The sequence below is a fragment of the Mycetocola tolaasinivorans genome, from assembly GCF_003667565.1.
GTDB classification, from domain to species: domain Bacteria; phylum Actinomycetota; class Actinomycetes; order Actinomycetales; family Microbacteriaceae; genus Mycetocola; species Mycetocola tolaasinivorans.
Genome location: NZ_RCUX01000003.1, coordinates 331,933 through 349,208 on the forward strand (window position 1 = coordinate 331,933; position 17,276 = coordinate 349,208).

15 protein-coding genes are annotated in these 17,276 nt (G+C 67.4%); all 15 read right to left on the reverse strand.

Annotated features, from left to right (window positions below; all coding sequences use genetic code 11):
* Positions 1–46 precede the first annotated feature (46 nt).
* Positions 47–1,504: a glutamate synthase subunit beta gene (locus tag D9V32_RS05170; protein ID WP_121647829.1), complete on the reverse strand. Its 1,458-nt coding sequence runs from the start codon at positions 1,502–1,504 to the stop codon at positions 47–49.
* Positions 1,497–6,344: a glutamate synthase large subunit gene (gene gltB / locus D9V32_RS05175; RefSeq protein WP_245982061.1), complete on the reverse strand. Its 4,848-nt coding sequence runs from the start codon at positions 6,342–6,344 to the stop codon at positions 1,497–1,499. Before gltB ends, D9V32_RS05170 begins: the two co-directional genes overlap by 8 nt.
* Before the next feature lie 113 nt (positions 6,345–6,457).
* Positions 6,458–7,417 (reverse strand): prolipoprotein diacylglyceryl transferase, encoded by a 960-nt coding sequence (lgt, locus tag D9V32_RS05180; RefSeq protein ID WP_121647892.1) that lies wholly within the window; start codon positions 7,415–7,417, stop codon positions 6,458–6,460.
* Positions 7,418–7,471: 54 nt separating this feature from the next.
* Positions 7,472–8,260 (reverse strand): tryptophan synthase subunit alpha, encoded by a 789-nt coding sequence (gene trpA / locus D9V32_RS05185; RefSeq protein ID WP_121647830.1) that lies wholly within the window; start codon positions 8,258–8,260, stop codon positions 7,472–7,474.
* Positions 8,257–9,471, reverse strand: a complete 1,215-nt coding sequence (trpB, locus tag D9V32_RS05190; RefSeq protein WP_121647831.1) for a tryptophan synthase subunit beta — start codon at positions 9,469–9,471, stop codon at positions 8,257–8,259. Before trpB ends, trpA begins: the two co-directional genes overlap by 4 nt.
* 5 nt (positions 9,472–9,476) lie before the next feature.
* Positions 9,477–10,247: an indole-3-glycerol phosphate synthase TrpC gene (gene trpC / locus D9V32_RS05195; RefSeq protein ID WP_121647832.1), complete on the reverse strand. Its 771-nt coding sequence runs from the start codon at positions 10,245–10,247 to the stop codon at positions 9,477–9,479.
* Between the two features lie 2 nt (positions 10,248–10,249).
* Positions 10,250–10,480, reverse strand: a complete 231-nt coding sequence (locus D9V32_RS05200; RefSeq protein ID WP_121647833.1) for a DUF6704 family protein — start codon at positions 10,478–10,480, stop codon at positions 10,250–10,252.
* Between the two features lie 87 nt (positions 10,481–10,567).
* Entirely contained in the window at positions 10,568–11,296 is a 729-nt protein-coding gene (locus D9V32_RS05205) for a Trp biosynthesis-associated membrane protein (RefSeq protein ID WP_121647834.1), read from the reverse strand.
* A complete protein-coding gene (locus D9V32_RS05210; RefSeq protein ID WP_121647835.1) occupies positions 11,293–12,831 on the reverse strand; it encodes an anthranilate synthase component I in 1,539 nt (512 codons plus the stop codon). Before D9V32_RS05210 ends, D9V32_RS05205 begins: the two co-directional genes overlap by 4 nt.
* Positions 12,832–12,893: 62 nt before the next feature.
* Positions 12,894–13,283 carry a phosphoribosyl-AMP cyclohydrolase gene (hisI, locus tag D9V32_RS05215; RefSeq protein ID WP_121647836.1) on the reverse strand — a complete coding sequence of 130 codons (390 nt, stop codon included), beginning with the start codon at positions 13,281–13,283 and terminating at the stop codon, positions 12,894–12,896.
* Entirely contained in the window at positions 13,280–14,044 is a 765-nt protein-coding gene (hisF, locus tag D9V32_RS05220; RefSeq protein ID WP_121647837.1) for an imidazole glycerol phosphate synthase subunit HisF, read from the reverse strand. Before hisF ends, hisI begins: the two co-directional genes overlap by 4 nt.
* 9 nt (positions 14,045–14,053) lie before the next feature.
* Positions 14,054–14,893, reverse strand: a complete 840-nt coding sequence (gene hisG, locus D9V32_RS05225; RefSeq protein ID WP_121647838.1) for an ATP phosphoribosyltransferase — start codon at positions 14,891–14,893, stop codon at positions 14,054–14,056.
* Positions 14,894–14,942: 49 nt separating this feature from the next.
* Complete coding sequence (locus D9V32_RS05230; protein WP_121647893.1) at positions 14,943–15,206, reverse strand: phosphoribosyl-ATP diphosphatase; 264 nt, start codon at positions 15,204–15,206, stop codon at positions 14,943–14,945.
* 130 nt (positions 15,207–15,336) lie between these two features.
* On the reverse strand, positions 15,337–15,999 hold the full coding sequence (rpe, locus tag D9V32_RS05235) for a ribulose-phosphate 3-epimerase (RefSeq protein ID WP_121647839.1): 663 nt from the start codon (positions 15,997–15,999) through the stop codon (positions 15,337–15,339).
* A 120-nt stretch (positions 16,000–16,119) separates the two neighbouring features.
* Entirely contained in the window at positions 16,120–17,238 is a 1,119-nt protein-coding gene (locus D9V32_RS05240; protein WP_121647840.1) for an adenosine deaminase, read from the reverse strand.
* Between the last annotated feature and the right edge of the window lie 38 nt (positions 17,239–17,276).

Below are 17,276 nucleotides of genomic sequence, written 5' to 3' on the forward strand. Positions count from 1 at the left end.
GGTATAGAGCTCCAAACTTCTGCGGCACATGCCGCGGCAGGGGTGATTACAGCGAGAGTGCGCGCTCATGAGCGTGCACCGGAGCTGGCAGAGAACTGGTGCCTTCCAGGTAGCGATCTACCGCAGCGGCAGCCGCACGACCCTCGGCAATCGCCCATACGATGAGCGACTGACCGCGGCCGGCGTCACCGGCAACGAAGACCCCGGGCTGGTTGGTCCGGTAATCATTGTCTCGCTCCAGGTTACCCTGTGTGGCAATCGGAAGGCCGAGCTGGTCGCGTACCGTGTCGCCCTCTGTCCCGGTGAAGCCCAGGGCAAGGAAAACCAGGTCAGCCGGGATTTCACGCTCGGTTCCGGCCTTCGGGACGCGCCGTCCATCCACAAACTCCGTCTCCGCGACCCGAATGCTGCACACATTCCCATCTTCATCGGACAGGAACTCGACGGTGGAGACCAGATACTCGCGCTCGCCACCCTCCTCGTGTGCGCTCTGGTACTCAAACAGCGTGGGCATGGTCGGCCACGGCTGAGCGTCACCGCGGGTGATGCCCGGCTGCTTGCCGATGGCCAGCGTCGTCACGGATGCGGCACCCTGACGGTGCGCGGTACCGATGCAGTCGGCACCGGTGTCGCCACCACCGAGGATGACCACGTGCTTGCCACGGGCATCGATCAGGTTCTCCGGAGTCTCCCCCGCCACCGCGCGGTTCGCCGGCACCAGGTAGTCCATCGCGAAGTGCACGCCGGAGAATTCGCGGCCCGGGATCGGCAGATCGCGCGGGACGGTGGCACCGGTGGCCACGACCACGGCGTCAAAGCGCTTGCGCAGGGCCTCCCAGGTGAGATCCACCCCGATGTTGACGCCCGCGCGGAAGCGGGTGCCCTCGGCGCGCATCTGGTCCAGGCGGCGGTCGATGTCGCCCTTTTCCATCTTGAAGTCCGGGATGCCGTAGCGCAGCAGGCCGCCGATGCGGTCCTCACGCTCGTACACGGCCACGGTGTGACCGGCGCGGGTCAGCTGCTGGGCGGCGGCGAGACCCGCGGGGCCCGACCCGACCACGGCCACGGTCTTGCCGGTGATGCGCTCGGGCGGCTGGGGCTGCACCCAATCGTTGTCCCAGGCATCCTGGATGATCGAGGCCTCGACCTCCTTGATCGTGACGGCGGGCTGGTTGATACCGAGCACGCAGGCACTCTCACAGGGAGCCGGGCAGAGCTTTCCGGTGAACTCCGGGAAGTTGTTGGTCGCGTGCAGGCGCTCGATGGCCGCGTGGCCCTCGCCCCGGCGCACCAGGTCGTTCCACTCGGGGATGATGTTGCCGAGCGGGCAGCCCTGGTGGCAGAACGGCACACCGCAGTCCATGCAGCGTCCGGCCTGGCGGGCCACGACCGCGCCATCGCGCTTGTCGTAGACCTCCTTCCAGTCCATGATGCGCACCGAAACGGGGCGGCGGGCAGCGGTTTCGCGCTGCGTGGTCTCCATAAATCCGCGCGGGTTAGCCACGGGTCACCTCCAGGATGCGCTCCCAGACCACGTCGCCGTCCAGGTCGAGACCCTCGGTCTCGGCCGCCGCACGGGTGGCCTGCACCGCGGCGAAATCGCGCGGTACGAGCTTAGAAAATTCACGGGATGCGGACTCGAAGTCCGCAAGGATCGCCTCGGCTACCGGCGAGCCGGTGGCCTCGAAGTGGCGACGGAGCAGCGTGTTCAGGCGCTCCTGATCGGCGGGCTCGAGCGGGTGAATGCCGAGTTCGCCGGTACGGCGTGCGTCGGGGTTCACCGCCTCCGGGTTCAACCGGTAGATGTACGCGACACCACCGGACATACCCGCACCCACGTTGTGGCCGGTCGGGCCGAGAATCAGGGCCTCGCCGCCGGTCATGTACTCCAGTGCGTGGTCGCCCACGCCCTCGGCCACCGCGGTGGCCCCGGAGTTACGCACCAGGAAGCGCTCACCGACGATGCCACGCAGGAAGATCTGGCCCGAGGTAGCACCGTATCCGATCACGTTGCCGGCGATCACCGACTCCTCCGCACGGTAGCTGGCCTCACGCGGCGGACGCAGGGTGATCAGACCACCCGAGAGCCCCTTACCCACGTAGTCGTTGGCCTCGCCCTCCAGGCGCAGCGCGATACCGGCGGGCATGAACGCACCGAGCGACTGCCCGGCGGTGCCGCGCAGCGTCACCTCGACGGTTGATTCCGGCAGCCCGGCCTCACCGAAACGGCGGGTGACCTCGTGGCCCAGCATCGTACCCACGGCGCGGTCGGTGTTGTTGATCGGCAGATCAATGGCCACCGGCTCGCCGTGCTCGAGCGCCGCACGGGCGTGCTCGATCAGCTGGTTGTCGAAGTGCTCTTCGAGCTCGTGGTCCTGGGTGCGGATTCCGCGCAGGGCCTGATCGGTCTCGGGGCGGTAGAGCAGCGGCTCGAGGTTGAGTCCCCGTGCCTTCCAGTGTGCGGCGGCGTCTCCGGCGTGGATCAGATCCACCCGGCCGATAGCCTCATCCAGCGTGCGGAAGCCCAGGGCGGCGAGGTACTCGCGCACCTCCTCGGCGATGAACTCGAAGAAGTTCACCACAAACTCAGGCTTGCCGTTGAAGCGCTCGCGCAGCACGGGGTTCTGCGTGGCCACACCCACCGGGCAGGTGTCGAGGTGGCAGACGCGCATCATGATGCAGCCCGAAACCACGAGCGGCGCGGTCGCGAAACCGAACTCCTCGGCACCGAGCAGCGCGCCGATGATGACGTCGCGGCCGGTCTTCAGCTGGCCATCCACCTGGACCACCACGCGGTCACGCATGTTGTTCAGGATCAGGGTCTGCTGGGTTTCGGCGAGGCCGAGCTCCCACGGGGTACCCGCGTGCTTGAGCGAGTTCATCGGGGAGGCACCGGTACCACCGTCGTGCCCCGAGACGAGGATCACGTCCGACAGCGCCTTCGCCACACCCGCGGCCACCGCACCGATACCGGCCTGGCTGACCAGCTTGGTGTGGATGCGGGCGCTCGGGTTCGCGCGCTTCAGGTCGAAGATGAGCTGCTTGAGGTCCTCGATCGAGTAGATGTCGTGGTGCGGGGGCGGCGAGATGAGCCCGACGCCCGGGGTCGCGTGACGGGTGCGGGCGACCCAGGGGTACACCTTGGTCGGCGGCAGCTGACCACCCTCGCCGGGCTTGGCACCCTGGGCGAGCTTGATCTGGATGTCGTCGGCGTGGGTCAGGTACATGCTGGTCACACCGAAGCGGCCGGAGGCCACCTGCTTGATCGAGGAGCGACGCTCGGGGTCGAGCAGACGCTCGGTGTCCTCGCCACCCTCGCCGGTGTTCGACTTCGCGCCGAGGCGGTTCATTGCGATCGCCAGGGTCTCGTGCGCCTCCTTGGAGATCGAGCCGTAGCTCATCGCGCCGGTCGAGAAGCGCTTCACGATGTCGGCTACCGACTCCACCTCATCCAGCGGCACCGGGGTGCGCCCGTGGCCCTCGAGGCGGAACAGACCGCGCAGGGTCATCAGCTTCTCGTTCTGCTCGTCCACCAGGGCGGTGTACTCGCGGAAAATGTCGTAGCGGCGGGTGCGGGTGGCGTGCTGCAGCTTGAACACGGTCTCCGGGTTGAACAGGTGCGGGGCACCGTCGCGACGCCACTGGTACTCGCCACCGGTGTTTAGGCGCTCGTGCACCCGCTCGGCGGAGTTGTCCGGGTAGGCGCTCGTGTGCCGAGACATGGTCTCCGCCGCGAGCACGCCGAGGTCTACGCCGCCGAGGGTGCTGACGGTACCACCGAAGTAGCCGTCCACCAGTTCCTGCGAGAGACCCACGGCCTCAAACGCCTGCGCGCCGGCGTAGCTCGACACGGTCGAGATACCCATCTTCGACATGATCTTCAGCACACCCTTGCCCAGGGCATAGATCACGTTGCTGACGGCCTGCTCCGGGGTGATCCCGGTGATCACACCGGTGCGGGTCAGGTGCTCGCAGGTCTCCATCGCGAGGTACGGGTTGACCGCGGTCGCGCCATAGCCGATCAGCAGGGCCACGTGGTGCACCTCGCGCACGTCGCCAGCCTCGACGATCAGGCCCACGCGCATGCGGTTCTCGCGCTGCACCAGGTGGTGGTGCACGGTCGAGAGCAGCAGCAGCGACGGGATCGGCGCGAGGTCCTTGGTGGACTCGCGGTCGCTCAGCACGAGGAACTCGGCACCGCGGGCAAGCGCGATGTCGACCTCGTCCCGAATCTCCTCGAGGCGGTCACGCAGGGCGTGCTCGCCGCGGTCGAAGCGGTAGAGGCCACGGATGGTCACCGCGAGCTCGGCGGGCGCGCTCGAGAGGTCCTCGGGCTCGATGTGCTGGATCTTGGCCAGCTCATCGTTGTTGATCACCGGGAACTTCAGGATCACGCGGCGGGCGTGCGCGGGGGCGTCCTCGAGCAGGTTGTGCTCGGGGCCCAGGCCGATCGAGAGCGAGGTGACCCGCTCCTCGCGGATGGCATCCAGCGGCGGGTTGGTCACCTGGGCAAAGCGCTGGGTGAAGTAGTCAAACACCAGGCGCGGGCGGTCCGAGAGCACGGCGATCGGGGTGTCCGATCCCATCGCGCCGAGGGGCTCCGCACCGTGCTGTCCCATCGGGGCGAGCAGGATGCGCACCTCCTCCTCGGTGTACCCGAACGTGCGCTGACGGCGGGTGATCGAAGCGGCAGTGTGCACGATGTGCTCGCGCTCGGGCAGGTCTTCGAGACCGATCTGCTCGGTCTCGAGCCACTTGGCCCACGGCTCGGCCTCGGCGAGACCCTTCTTGACCTCGGCGTCCTCGATGATGCGGCCCTCGGCGGTGTCCACCACGAACATCTGGCCGGGACGCAGGCGACCCTTGCGGGCCACGCGCTCGGGTTCGATCGGCAGGATGCCGATCTCGGAACCGAGCACCACGAGTCCGTCGGTGGTCTCGAGCCAGCGGCCCGGACGCAGACCGTTGCGGTCGAGGGTGGCGCCCACCTGGGTGCCGTCGGTGAAGGTCAGGGCGGCGGGGCCGTCCCAGGGCTCCATCTGCAGCGCGGAGAACTCGTAGAACGCGCGCAGGTTGTCGTCCAGCCCGGCCTTCTTCTCCCAGGCCTCGGGCACCAGCATCGTCATCGCGTGCGTGATCGAGCGGCCCGACAGGGTCAGCAGCTCAAACACCTCATCGAGCGATGCGGAGTCACTGGCACCGGGGGTGCAGATGGGCAGCAGGGGCGAGAGGTCGCCCAGCAGGTCGCTGGCGAGCTGCGACTGGCGCGCACGCATCCAGTTGCGGTTGCCCTCGACGGTGTTGATCTCGCCGTTGTGCGCGAGCATGCGCAGCGGCTGCGCGAGCGGCCAGGACGGGAACGTGTTCGTGGAGTAGCGCGAGTGCACGAGGGCGAGCTTCGAGGCAAAGCGCTCATCCGAGAGATCGGGGTAGAACGGCTCGAGCTGGAGCGTGGTCACCATGCCCTTGTAGACCAGGGTGCGGCTCGACAGCGAGGCGAAGTAGGCGCCGAGTTCGTGTTCGGCGCGACGGCGCAGTCGGTAGGCCAGCCGATCCAGCAGAAGGGGATCCGGGCGGGCGGGACGCGCGGCGGCCGTGGGGGCCGCGGTGGAAGTATCCTCGGAGCGCGCGGGAGTGGGGATCGAGGCGCTCGACGAGGGGGTGGAACTGACGATCGTGGGGATCGAGGATGTTGCGGTGCTGACTGCAGAGAGGTTTGTAAAGTCCTTCTCGGGGGCGCCGGGCTCGATCGGAGCGTGGTCGGCACGGTTGTGGGTTTCCTGCACCTCCTCGGGAGCGCCCGGCTCGATCGGCGAGTGCTCGTGCAGCTGCGGCTCGGGAGCGTGGTGAGCGATCTCGGTCTGGACGCGCACAAACAGCTGCTCAAACGCGGGCATGGCCTCGCGGGCGAGCGTACCGAGGTGTTCGGGGTCGGTGGGAACCTCGCGCCAGCCGAGGACGTCAAGCTCCTCCTCGGCGGCGATCTTCTCGATCGCGGCCTTCTGGGCGGCGCGCTCATCGGCGTTCAGCGGCAGGAATGCCATACCGACCGCATACTCCCCCGCCTCGGGGAGAGAGAATTCGGTGACCTCGCGCAGGAAGGCGTCGGGCACCTGGCTCAGCAGACCCGCACCGTCACCGGTGCCGGCATCGGAGCCGATCGCACCGCGGTGCTCGAGGTTACGCAGCGCCTGCAGGGCCAGCGCGATGATGTCGTGACCGGCGGTGCCACGCAGCGTGGCGACGGCGGCCAGGCCGCAGGCGTCTTTTTCCTGGGCCGGGTTGTAGAGACCCTGCTGCGGGGGAACAGCGGAGAAACTTTGATAGGGACTGTGTTGCGTCATGGATCACCCTCACGGAGAGTTTAGGGGATGGGACGCCATTGGCCCGGGGCAGGTCTAACCTGTCCCGGGCCGAAGCGGTAAAACTGGGTATGTTTTGGCTGAACCCGAGCGGGTTAGGAGGTTGCGCCGTCCCGGCTTGTGGCCGATTCAGCAACCGGCGCCGTTGCCGGAACCGAGGGATCAGTGGTATCCACATACTCCACATCGGTGTGTGAAGATCCTACTCCAGCTTCAGCGTCCTTCCAGCCACGACCCGGCACATACGGCGAGGGGATCAGACCGGTGTGGCGCTTGTTCTGCACGATGATCAGGACAATTCCCACGATCAGAGCGAGCAGAGCGGCCCAAACATTTACCCGAACTCCGAGGAAAATTTCGCTCGGGTCGATGCGAATCGACTCCCACACCACGCGGCCGGCACCGTACCAGATGAGGTACACGCCGAAGAGCTTGCCCCAGCCAATGGCAATCTTGCGGGTCAGCCACAGCAGCAGGGCCACGCCCAGGAGGTTCCAGATGACCTCGTAGAGGAAGGTCGGGTGGAAGAGGGTACCCGCGGGCAGGCCGAGCGGCCAGGCGGCGTTGGTGGAGTCAATCTCGAGGCCCCAGGGCAGGTCGGTGGGGGTGCCGAAGAGCTCCTGGTTAAAGTAGTTGCCGAAGCGACCGAATGCCTGTGCGAGCAGCAGACCGGGGGCCAGCGCGTCGGCGAACGCCCAGAAGCGCAGTCCGCGCCAGCGGCAGCCGAGCCAGGCACCCACGGCACCACCGATCAGCGCACCGAAGATCGCGATACCACCGCTTCGAATGTCGAAGACCTCCCAGAGGTTCGCTCCGGGGTAGAAGTAGTCGTTCGGGTGGGTGAGCACGTGGAAGATTCGTGCGCCGATGATGCCGAGGGGCACGGTCAGCAGAATCAGATCCAGCACGACCCAGGGCTCGGCACCCATCTTGGTCAGGCGACGGTTCACGAGGAACGCGGCCGCGATAATACCCACCATGATGCACAGGGCATAGAAGTAGATGGTTACGGGCCCGATATTAAACGAGTTAATCTCGGGGCTGGGGATACTCAGGGAAATCACCCGGGTCACGCCTTTCTTCAGATACGCCTGGCGGCGCGGATAATTCTACTTCGACTCGCTCTTACCGGTGGCGAGTTCCGCGGCCTTTGCGGCCACGGCGGGAACGCCACCCTCGGCAAGAGCCGAAACCAGGGCCGAACCCACGATCGCGCCATCAGCGTAGCTCAGCACGTCGCGAACCTGCTCGGCGCTCGAGATACCGAGGCCCACACAGGCGAAGTTCTCCCCCGCCGCACGCAGTCGGGTGGTCAGTGCGCGCGCCGCGCCATCCATCTCGCTGCGGGCACCGGTGATGCCCATCGTGGAGACCGTGTACACGAAGCCGCGGCTGAGATCGGACACCGTCTTCAGGCGCTCATCGCTCGAGCTCGGGGCCGCGAGGAAGATGCGCTCCAGGCCGGTGCGGTCCGAGGCGGCGAGCCAGTCGGCCCCCTCATCCGGGATGAGGTCCGGGGTGATGAGTCCGGCACCACCGGCGGCCAGGAGATCGTCGGCAAAGCGCTCGGGACCGTACTGAATCACGGGGTTCCAGTAGGTCATGAGCAGCACGGGGACGTCCACACGGGCGCGGATCTGGCGCACCGCCTCAAAGACGTGGGCCAGCTTGAACCCGCCGGCCAGCGCCTGCACGGTGGCGGCCTGGATGGCCGCGCCGTCCATCACCGGGTCCGAATAGGGGACGCCGAGCTCGATGATGTCCACGCCGTTTTCGGCGATGGCAACCGCGGCGTCCACGCTGGTCTGGAAATCGGGGAATCCAACCGGAAGGTATCCGATCAGGGCCCCGGAGCCGTCGCGGCGCAGGGCCGCGAGGGTGTCGTGTACCTGGGTCACAGCTGCGTGGCTCCCTCGTCGATCAGGTCGAAGTAGCGACCCGCGGTTTCCATGTCCTTGTCGCCACGACCGGAGAGGCTCACCAGGATGGTGGCATCCGGGCCGAGCTCACGGCCGAGCTTGAGCGTGCCGGCCAGCGCGTGCGAGGACTCGATCGCCGGGATGATGCCCTCGGTGCGGCTCAGCAGGCGGAAGGCCTCCATCGCCTCGGCATCGGTGATCGGGCGGTACTGCGCGCGGCCGAGATCGGCCAGCCACGAGTGCTCGGGGCCGACACCGGGATAGTCGAGACCGGCAGAGATCGAGTGCGACTCGATGGTCTGGCCGTCCTCATCCTGGAGCAGGTACGAGCGCGCGCCGTGCAAAACACCCGGGCGACCCTTGGTAATCGTTGCCGCATGCCGCGGGGTGTCGACGCCCTCACCGGCGGCCTCGAAGCCATACAGCGCAACGTCTTCATCGTCGAGGAACGCGTGGAAGATACCCATCGCGTTCGATCCCCCGCCCACGCAGGCGGTCACGGCGGTGGGCAGCGTGCCGGTCAGGTCGAGGACCTGCTGGCGCGCCTCCTCGCCGATGACCTTCTGGAGGTCGCGCACGAGCGCCGGGAACGGGTGCGGGCCCGCCACGGTTCCGAAGATGTAGTTGGTGTTTTCGACGTTTGTCACCCAGTCACGCATCGCATCGTTGATGGCGTCCTTCAGGGTGCGCGAACCGGTCTTCACCGGAACAACCTCGGCACCCAGCAGGCGCATCCGGGCGACGTTCAGCGCCTGGCGCTCGGTGTCGACCTCGCCCATGTAGATCACGCAGTCGAGACCAAACAGCGCCGCGGCGGTGGCCGTGGCCACACCGTGCTGACCGGCACCGGTCTCGGCGATCACGCGGGTCTTGCCGATGCGCTTGGTGAGCAGCACCTGACCGAGCGCATTGTTGATCTTGTGCGAACCGGTGTGGTTCAGATCCTCGCGCTTCAGGATGATGCGGGCACCACCGGCGTGCTCGGCGAACCGGGGCACCTCGGTGATGATCGAGGGACGACCCACATAGTCGCGCAGCAGAGCACGGAACTCGTCGAGGAAGGCCTCGTCGTTCCGGGCGCTCTCCCACGCCTCGGTGAGCTCATCGAGGGCCGCGATCAGCGACTCGGGGGAATAGCGACCACCGAACGCACCGAAGTACGGTCCGGTTTCGGAACGAAGATCCGTCATAGGGGTTAAACCGCCAGGTATTCAGTGAGGGTCGCGACCGGGTCTCCGGTGACGAGCGCCTCGCCGATCAGGACCACGTCGGCCCCCGCATCGCGGTAGTGACGGACATCGGCCGGCGAGAGCACGGCCGATTCTGCCACCCGGATGACACCCGCGGGAATCTGCGGGGCGAGGGTTCCGAAGAGGTCACGATCGAGTTCGAACGTGGAAAGGTTGCGCGCGTTGACGCCGACCAGCTGTGCGCCCAGCGCGAGCGCACGGTGCAGCTCCTCCTCGCTGTGCGTTTCCACCAGGGCGGTCATGCCCAGCTCGGTGATGAGCGCGTTCAGCGAGGCGAGCTCGGCATCATCCAGTGCGGCAACGATCAGCAGCACCAGATCGGCACCCGCCGCACGGGCCTCGTACACCTGGTACGGGCTCGAGATGAAGTCCTTGCGCAGCACTGGCAGGGCGACCGAACGGCGAACCTCCTCGAGGTCGGCGAGCGACCCCTTGAACTTCCGCCCCTCGGTGAGCACGCTGATGGTGCTCGCGCCGCCGGCCTCATAGGAGACCGCCAGCTGCGCGGGATCACGGATCTCGGCGAGGTCACCGCGCGAGGGGCTCGCGCGCTTGACCTCGGCGATGATCTTCACCCGATCGCTCGGGGCCAGGGCGGCGAGGGCATCGATCGCGGCCGGGCGGGCGAGCGCCTCGGCGCGCACCTGCTCGAGCGGCTTTAGCCGCTCACGTTCGACGGCATCCGCCGCCGCGCCCGCCATCAGGTCGGCGAGCATGCCTAGTGGCTCTTGGCGACGTACTTGGGGCCCTTGACGCCCCAACCGGCCTTCGACAGGATCCAGCCTACGAGCGCACCCACGGCGATCAGGCCGGCGGAGGCCCAGACGAGCCAGGCCTGCTCAAACCAGAAGGCGACGGTGCCGAGGGTGAATGCTGCCAGCATGATGATGACGGCCGTCCAGGCGGCGGGCGAGTGTCCGTGTCCGGGATCGGAAATGTCGGTGCTCATGAAACTCCTTAAACGAATGGGCGGATCCATCCTATCGGGGATCGCCGGGGGCTTGTGCACCCACGCGGGTGCCAAAATCAATGCGGGCTAGCGGGCGGCCGGAGCCGTGGGGTCATCCCCGCGGGTCAGATCATCCCAGCTGTCCACCGCGTCGGGCATTTCGCCGTCCTCGTCGATGCGCACGCGCGGGGTGACCTGGTACTTACGGCCGGCGGCACCGGGCCAGTGCTTCGCGGTGAGAATCACCAGGAAACCGGTGAACACCGCGAGGGCGGCACCCAGCAGGGCCAGGTACGGCCAGAACGTGACGGTCGAGGAGGTGGTCACGGTCGCGATCGAGTTGGCACCGGCGATACCGGTGGCCTCGGTCACGGCGGCCCCCGCGGAAGCCCCGGGGTTCAGCAGCACCATCGAGGTCTCCAGCGCGATGCACAGGCCGAGGATGACCGCGAGGGCACCCATGATCAGTCGGAACACGTAGCCGGCGATCGACAGCGCGCCGGCCAGGGCTAACAGCGACAGCGCGAGGGCGGTGAGCGCCGGGGCCGCGACGGAACCGGCAACCTCGAGGCTGCGGCTTCCGCCACTCGGGATCAGGACGGTGAGGGTGACCCAGGTCTGGGTCCAGGCCAGCAGGCCCAGCCCGCCGGCGACCAGCAGGAGCAGCAACGCCCGGTTCTTCAACCCGCGTGCACGCTTGGTGCGGAGTGCGGTCGCCGCCTCGGCGCCCGATGCATCAGCGGTCGCTGCGTCAGCAGCAGTCACCTCGGCATCCTGCGGAGTCTCGGCGTGGTCGTTCGGTGTTGCGCTAGTCATGAAATCCTTGCAAGGGTGTTGGCAATGGCGACCGCACGCAGCGGTGCCGCGGCCTTGTTTCGGCTCTCGGCCGCCTCGAGTTCGGGTACCGAGTCGGCGACGAGTCCGCCACCAGCCTGCACGTGTGCCACGCCGTCCACGATGGTGGCGGTGCGGATCGCGATGGCGAGGTCGGTGTCTCCGGAGAGGCCGAAGTAGCCCACGACTCCCCCGTAGACACCGCGCTGGGCGGGCTCAAGTTCGTCGATGATCTCCAGGGCGCGCGGCTTCGGGGCCCCCGAGAGCGTGCCCGCCGGGAACGTGGCGCGGAAGATATCCACCGGGCTCGCCTCCGGCCGGAGGGTGCCCTCGACCGAGGACACCAGGTGCATGATGTGGCTAAAACGCTCGATCCGCATGAACTCGGTCACCTCGACGGTACCCGGAGTGCAGACCTTGGCGAGGTCGTTGCGGGAGAGGTCCACGAGCATCAGGTGCTCGGCACGCTCCTTGTCATCCGCGAGGAGTTCGTCGGCGAGCTCGGCATCCTGTTCCGGGGTGCGACCGCGCGGACGCGATCCGGCGATCGGATGCGTGATGAGGTGGCCCTCCTCCGACTTCACCAGCGCCTCGGGCGAGGAGCCCACGACGTGGAAGGCGCGACCATCGGCGTCCTCCAGCGCAAACAGGTACATGTACGGGCTCGGGTTGAGCGCGCGCAGCACCCGGTAGACGTCCACCGGGTTTGCGCTGCACTCCAGGTCGAAGCGCTGCGAGAGCACCACCTGGAAGATGTCGCCCGCGCGAATGTACTCCTGGGAGGCGAGCACGCCGTCCAGGTAGTCCTGCGGGTCGGTGCGGTGGGTGGGCTCCGCCACCAGGCTGAAGTCGGCCTCGGCGAGCCAGGCCTCGGCGGGCTGAGCGAGCCCGGACTGCAGCGCATCCAGCTTGGCCTGTGCGGCCGCCCAGCGCGCATCGCCGTCTCGGTCATCATCCAGCAGGACGTTGACGATCAGGCGCACGGTGGCCGAGCGGTGATCACACACCGCGAGGCTCTCGACAAAGCTGAGTGCCTGGTCCGGCACCGGGATTTCGCGCGGCGGGGCATCCGGCAGGTTCTCGATCTGACGGATGGCCTCCCAGCCGATGAACCCGACGAGGCCACCGGTGAGCGGCGCGAAGCCCTCGATGCGGGGGCCGGCCCAGCGCTGGTAGAAGGCGTCGACCGCATCGAGCGGCGCCGCGGGCAGGTTGTCGCCAAACGCGCGCTCGACCGAGAGGTCGTAGTCGATCCAGTGGCTTGCGCCCTCACGCTCGGTCAGGACGCCGAAGGAGTCGACGCCGATAAACGAGTAGCGCGACCAGATGCCGCCCTGCTCGGCGGATTCCAGCAGGAAGCTGCCGGGGCGATCGGCCGCGAGTTTGCGGTAGATTCCGACCGGGGTTTCCCCATCGGCAAAGATCTCCCGCGCCACCGGAATGACCCGGTGCGCGCCGGCCGCACTCAGCGCATCGAAGTCGGCACGGGTGGTGGTGCCGGACATACTGTTACTCATCAAAACTCCCGAGGGTTCGCGCCGCGCCTGTGTTTGAGGCTAGCGGGCGTTTGTGCACGTGGCTAGGGGCGTTCGGGAACCTGACCCGAAATCGCCGGTACCGTGCGCTCATCAAAACACGAGTGAGAGCCGGTGTGACAGGCGGCTCCGATCTGCACGACGCGAATGAGCAGGGTGTCTGCGTCGCAGTCAACGCTGACATCCCGGACATACTGCGCGTGGCCGGAGGTGTCTCCCTTTCGCCAGAACTCCTGGCGCGATCGCGACCAGAAGGTGACCCTCCCCTCGGTCAGGGTGCGCCGCAGCGCCTCCGCGTTGACGTATCCGAGCATGAGCACCCGCTCAGTGCCCACCTCCTGAATGATCGCCGGGGCGAGTCCGTGCTCGTCGTAGGTCACGCTCGCCGCGACGGCCTCGGGGCTCGACGTGTTCAGCGTCACGACGCCGCTCATCGCCGCACCTCGATTCCCTCGGCCGCGAGAGCGCCCTTCACCTGATCGATCGTCAGCAGACCGGTGTGGAACACGCTGGCGGCCAGCACCGCATCGGCCCCGGCCTGCACGGCGGGGGCAAAGTGGGCGAGCTCACCGGCGCCACCGGAGGCGATCACCGGAACGTGGGAGATCTTGCGAATCGCGCGAATCAGCTCAAGATCAAAGCCATCGCGGGTGCCGTCGGCGTCGATCGAGTTAACCAGCAGCTCCCCGGCGCCGCGCTCGATGGCCTCGCTGGCCCAGGCCAGCGCATCGAGTTCGGTCTTGGTTCGGCCGCCGTGGGTGGTGACCACGAATCCGGAGGGAGCCGATGCGTCGCGGCTGATGTCGAGGGACAGCACCACGACCTGCGCGCCGAAACGATCGGCGATCTCGCCGATCAGTTCGGGACGGGCAATGGCCGCGCTGTTGACGCCAATCTTGTCGGCACCGCAGCCGAGCAGGCGGGCGACATCCTCGGCGGAGCGCACACCACCGCCCACGGTCAGCGGGACAAACACCTGTTCGGCGGTGCGGGTGACCACGTCATAGGTGGTGGCCCGGCCGTCCACCGTGGCGGTGACGTCGAGGAAGGTGATCTCATCCGCACCCTGGGCGGCGTAGTTTGCCGCCAGCTCAACCGGGTCGCCCTGGTCACGCAGGTTCTGGAAGTTCACGCCCTTGACGACGCGGCCGTTCGCCACGTCGAGACACGGGATTACGCGGGTAGCAAGAGACATGATGCTCCCCTACAGACGAGCGGCGTGGATCGCGCTGACCAGGATGGCGCGCGCACCGAGCTCATAGAGGGCATCCATGATCTGGTTGGTGCGACGCTTGGGCACCATGACGCGCACGGCGACCCACTCGGGCTCGCGAAGCGGCGAGACCGTCGGCGACTGACGTCCACCGGCGATGGCGGTGGCCTCATCCAGCAGCGACAGCGGCAGGTCGTAGTCCATCAGCACGTACTGACGGGCCACCTGTACGCCCTCGAGGCGGCGGCGCAGGGTCGCGAGACCAGGCTGCTCGATCTCGGAGCGGATGAGCACGGCGGTGGATTCGAGAATCACGGGGCCGAAGATGTCGAGGCCGGCCTTGCGCAGGGTGGCACCGGTCGAGACCACGTCGGCCACCGCGTCGGCCACGCCGAGCTGCACCGCGGACTCCACCGCGCCGTCAAGCTTCACGAGGTGGGCGGTGACGCCGTGCTGGGCGAGGAAGTCGCCCACGAGGCCGGGGTAGCTGGTAGCCACGCGTACGCCCTCGAGGTCGCTCAGCTCGCTGAACTTCCCGGCGGGGCCGGCAAAACGGAAGGTGGAGTCGCCGAAGTTCAGCGGCTCAATTTCGCGGGCGTCCGAGCCCGAGTCGAGCAGCAGGTCGCGGCCGGTGACGCCGACGTCGAGGGCACCGGAGCCCACGTAGGTCGCGATGTCGCGGGGGCGCAGGAAGAAGAACTCAACGTCGTTTTCGGCGTCGACGAGGTGCAGCTCCTTGGGGTCGCGACGGGTCGCGTAGCCGGCCTCGGCGAGCATCAGGGTGGCGGTCTCGGACAGCGATCCCTTATTGGGGATGGCAATTCTCAGCATTGGGGGAACCTTTTGATTGAAAGTGGGTATCGAGGGTGAAGCGGGGGCTTCACAGATGTCGATACACGTCCTCCAGGGTCAGGCCCTTGGCGATCATCATCACCTGCAGGTGGTAGAGCAGCTGCGAGATCTCCTCAGCGGCGTCATCATTGCTCTGGAACTCGGCGGCCATCCATACCTCGGCCGCCTCCTCCACGATCTTCTTGCCGATGCCGTGGATGCCACGGTCGAGTTCGGCCACCGTTCCTGAACCCTCGGGGCGCTCCAGCGCCTTCTGGGTCAGTTCGGTAAACAGGGTGTCGAAATTCTTCACGAGGTTCACACTACTAGGTGACCGGGCCCCGCGAAGACCGCGGAGCCCGGTTTCCGGCGGGAATATGCCCGGATTTCACGCACGTTAGTGTGCCGGTATTGCTCGGTGCCGATCGAGGATCGGCCTCCCGCTAGTGGCGGTGGGCGGCGGCGAGGTCGCGCAGCGCGTCAATAGCGAGCGCGGGGCTGTCGGCACCGTACACGGCGGAGCCCGCCACGAAGGTGTCGGCGCCGGCCTCGGCGGCCTGCGCGATGGTCGACTCGGCGATGCCGCCGTCCACCTGGAGCCAGACGTTCGAACCGCGGCGCTTCGCCTCGGCCGAGAGTGCGGCAAGCTTCGGCATCATGTCGGCCATGAACGACTGACCACCGAAACCGGGCTCGACGGTCATAATGAGAATCTGGTCAAATTCGTCCAGGTGCTCAAGGTAGGGCTCGATCGGGGTGCCGGGCTTCAGCGCGATGCCCGCCCGCGATCCGATGTCTCGCAGGCGACGCGCGAGGGTGATCGGGTTTTCGGCGGCCTCCGCATGGAAGGTGACCGAGGCGGCACCGATCTCGGCGTACTCGGGGGCGGTGCGGTCGGCGTCGCTGATCATCAGGTGGATGTCGAGCGGCACCGGCGAAACGTCCTGGATGCGGCGGACCATCTGGGGCCCAAAGGTGAGGTTCGGCACGAAGTGGTTGTCCATCACGTCGACGTGCACGAAGTCGGCGTTGGCAATGCGCTCAAGGTCCGCCTGCATGTTCACAAAATCGGCGGAAAGAATACTCGGGTTGATCCGGACTGTCATGAATCCAGCCTATCGTCAGCGCCGGGTGGTTCCCGTCAACCCTGCCGGTGCCACACTCCGGGTGGAAACGGCAACGGCCGCCGTCACGGGTGTGACGGCGGCCAAGCGTGGTGCGGGGAACTACTCGCGAACGGCGTCGAAGCCGGCCTGGATCTGCTCGACCAGGTACTCGCGGTCCTCCAGCGGGAGGAAGGCGCCGGCAGCGGCGTTGAGCTGGAAGGTCTCGAGGTCCTCGAGATCGTAGCCGAAGGTCTCCACCAGCAGACCGAGCTCACGGGTAAGGCTCGTGCCGCTCATGGTGCGGTTGTCGACGTTCACGGTGACGCGGAAGCCGAGCTGGTGCAGCATGTCGAACGGGTGGTCCTCGAGCTCGTCACCCCAGGCGGCCACGGCACCGGTCTGCATGTTCGAGGAGGGGCTCAGTTCGAGCACGATCTCGCGGTCCCGGACCCACTCGGACAGGCGACCGATGTTGACGTAGACCTCGTCGTCATCGCTGCGCTCGACCGTGACGTCCTCGGCGAGGCGCACGCCGTGACCGAGGCGCAGGGCGCGGCCGTCGAAGATGGCCGAGGTGATCGACTCGAGGCCGGCGGCCTCACCGGCGTGAACGGTGACCGGGAAGAAGTTCTTGGCCAGGTAGTCGAAGGCCTCGCGGTGACGCGAGGGCAGGAAACCATCCTCGGCACCGGCGATGTCGAATCCGGATACTCCGCGGTCGCGGTGACGCACGGCGAGCTCGGCGATTTCGAGGGCGCGGTCGGCGTGACGCATCGCGGTGATCAGCTGACCGACCTCGATGTCGCGACCGGACTCGCGCACCTCGGTGACGCCGTCTTCCAGGCCGGCCTGAACGGCCTCCACGACCTGGTCGAGGCTCAGGCCGCGGGTCAGGTGCTGCTCGGGTGCCCAGCGGATCTCGGCGTAGATGACGCCGTCCTCGGCGAGGTCGAGCACGAACTCGTGCGCGACGCGGCGCAGACCGGCCTCGCTCTGCATGACCGCGGTCGAGAGGTCGAAGGTCTTGAGGTAGTCAACCAGGTTGCCGGCGTTGCACTGGTCGAGGAACCACTGTGCGAGGTCATCGGCGTTGTCGGCGGGGAGTTCGAGGTCGATCTCGCGGGCGAGATCGATGATGGTCTGGGGCCGCAGGCCGCCGTCGAGGTGATCGTGCAGCGAAACCTTGGGCAGACGGGCCAGGTCGACGCCGTCGAGGGAGGGAACAGTAGTCTTAGTCACCCGCTCAGTCTAGTTGCGCTCCCCCGCGCGCACGCACC